We start from the raw sequence: 1923 nt of genomic DNA, 5'->3' as shown, positions 1-1923 counted from the left end.
TCATATGGACGGCCGTGCCGCCGCTCAGCCCGGGAAGACCATCTCGTCGCGGCCCAGACCGGCGAAGACACCCGAGACACGGCGGGCGATGTCCGCGGCCGTCAGACCCACACGCGCGAGCACCCGGGAACGCTCGGCATGATCGAGGAACTCGACGGGAACACCGAAGTCCCGCACCGGGACATCCACTTCGGCGTCCCGCAGGGCCTGGGCGACGGCGGAGCCGACCCCACCCGCCCGCACCCCGTCCTCGACCGTGACCACGAGCCGGTGCCGGGCCGCGACACCCGGCAGCGCCTCGTTCACCGGCTTGACCCACCGCGGATCCACCACCGTGGCACCGATCCCCTGCTCCGCAAGCCGGTCCGCGACCTCCAGACACATCGGCGCCAGCGCCCCCACCGACACGATGAGCACATCCGCACCCTCACCCGCGGAACCCCGGAGCACATCCATGCCCCCCACCGCGCCCACAGCGGCCACCTCCGGACCCACCGTGCCCTTGGAATACCGCACCACCGTCGGCCCGTCCGCCACCCCCACCGCCTCCCGCAACTGCGCACGCAACTGACTCGCGTCACGCGGCGCGGCGATACGCAGACCCGGCACGACCTGGAGGACGGCCATGTCCCACATACCGTTGTGAGACGCCCCGTCCACACCCGTGATGCCCGCACGATCCAGCATGAACGTCACCGCACAGCGATGCAGGGCCACATCCATCAGAAGCTGGTCGAAGCAGCGGTTGAGGAAAGTGGCGTAGACGGCGACGACCGGGTGCAGCCCCGCCGTGGCCAGACCCGCCGCGGAAGCCGCGGCATGCTGCTCGGCGATACCGACGTCGAAGAAACGCTCCGGGAACCGCTCCGCGAAGGGCGCAAGCCCCGTCGAACCCCGCATCGCCGCCGTGATCGCCACGATGTCCGGACGCTCGGCACCCAGCCGGACCAGTTCCTCACCGAACACCCCGGTCCAGTCCTGCCCCGCCACCGACACCGGCTTGCCCGTGTCCGGATCGATCACCTTGACCTGGTGGAAACGCTCGTCGGACTCCTCGGCGAAACTGTAACCGCGGCCCTTCTCCGTGATGCAGTGCACGATCACCGGACCACCGAACCGCTTCGCCCGCACCAGCGCCGACTCCAGCGCCCCGATGTCATGACCGTCGATCGGCCCGACATACTTCAGCCCCAGGTCCTCGAACATGCCCTGCGGCGCGATGAAGTCCTTCAACCCCTTCTTCGCACCGTGCAACGCCTCATAGACCGAACGGCCCACGACCGGCGTACGGTCCAGAACAGCCTTCGTACGCTCCAGGAACTGCTCATAGCCGTCCGTGGTACGCAGAGCCGCCAGATGACTCGCGAGACCACCGATGGTGGGATTGTAGGAGTGACCGTTGTCGTTGACCACGATCACCAGAGGCAGCGTCTTGTCGGCGGCGATGTTGTTCAGCGCCTCCCACGTCATCCCCCCGGTGAGCGCGCCGTCCCCCACCACCGCGACCACCGAACGATCCCGCCGCCCCGCCAGCCGGTCGGCCTTGGCGATACCGTCGGCCCAGCTCAGCGCCGCGGACGCATGCTGGTTCTCCACGATGTCGTGCGGCGACTCGGCCCGGCTCGGATAACCCGACAGGCCACCCTCCTGACGCAGCTTCGAGAAGTCCTGACGCCCGGTCAGCAACTTGTGCACATACGTCTGATGACCGACATCGAAGACGATGCTGTCCCTCGGCGACTCGAAGACCCGGTGCAACGCGATGGTCAGCTCGACGACACCCAGATTCGGCCCCAGATGACCACCCGTACGGGAAACGGCCTCGACAAGGAACTCGCGAATTTCCGCGGCCAGCGTGTCAAGCTCACCGGCTTCGAGCTTCTTCAGGTCCTGCGGCCCGTGGATCGACTCCAGAACGCCCAT

General features: G+C 67.9%; 1 protein-coding gene. It reads right to left on the bottom strand.

The features are described 5' to 3' along the window. Positions 1–24 precede the first annotated feature (24 nt). Positions 25–1923: a 1-deoxy-D-xylulose-5-phosphate synthase gene (dxs, locus tag ACLF5H_RS30345; RefSeq protein ID WP_421679201.1), complete on the bottom strand. Its 1899-nt coding sequence runs from the start codon at positions 1921–1923 to the stop codon at positions 25–27.

It is taken from the genome of Streptomyces sp. LaBMicrA B280 (genome assembly GCF_049222185.1).
GTDB classification, from domain to species: Bacteria; Actinomycetota; Actinomycetes; order Streptomycetales; family Streptomycetaceae; genus Streptomyces; species Streptomyces murinus.
This window is presented reverse-complemented; position numbering and strand designations above follow the sequence as displayed.

Bases quoted from the DNA above. Each gene is read 5' to 3' on its own strand.
- dxs (WP_421679201.1), bottom strand. From the start codon at position 1,923: ATGGGCGTTCTGGAGTCGATCCACGGGCCGCAGGACCTGAAGAAGCTC.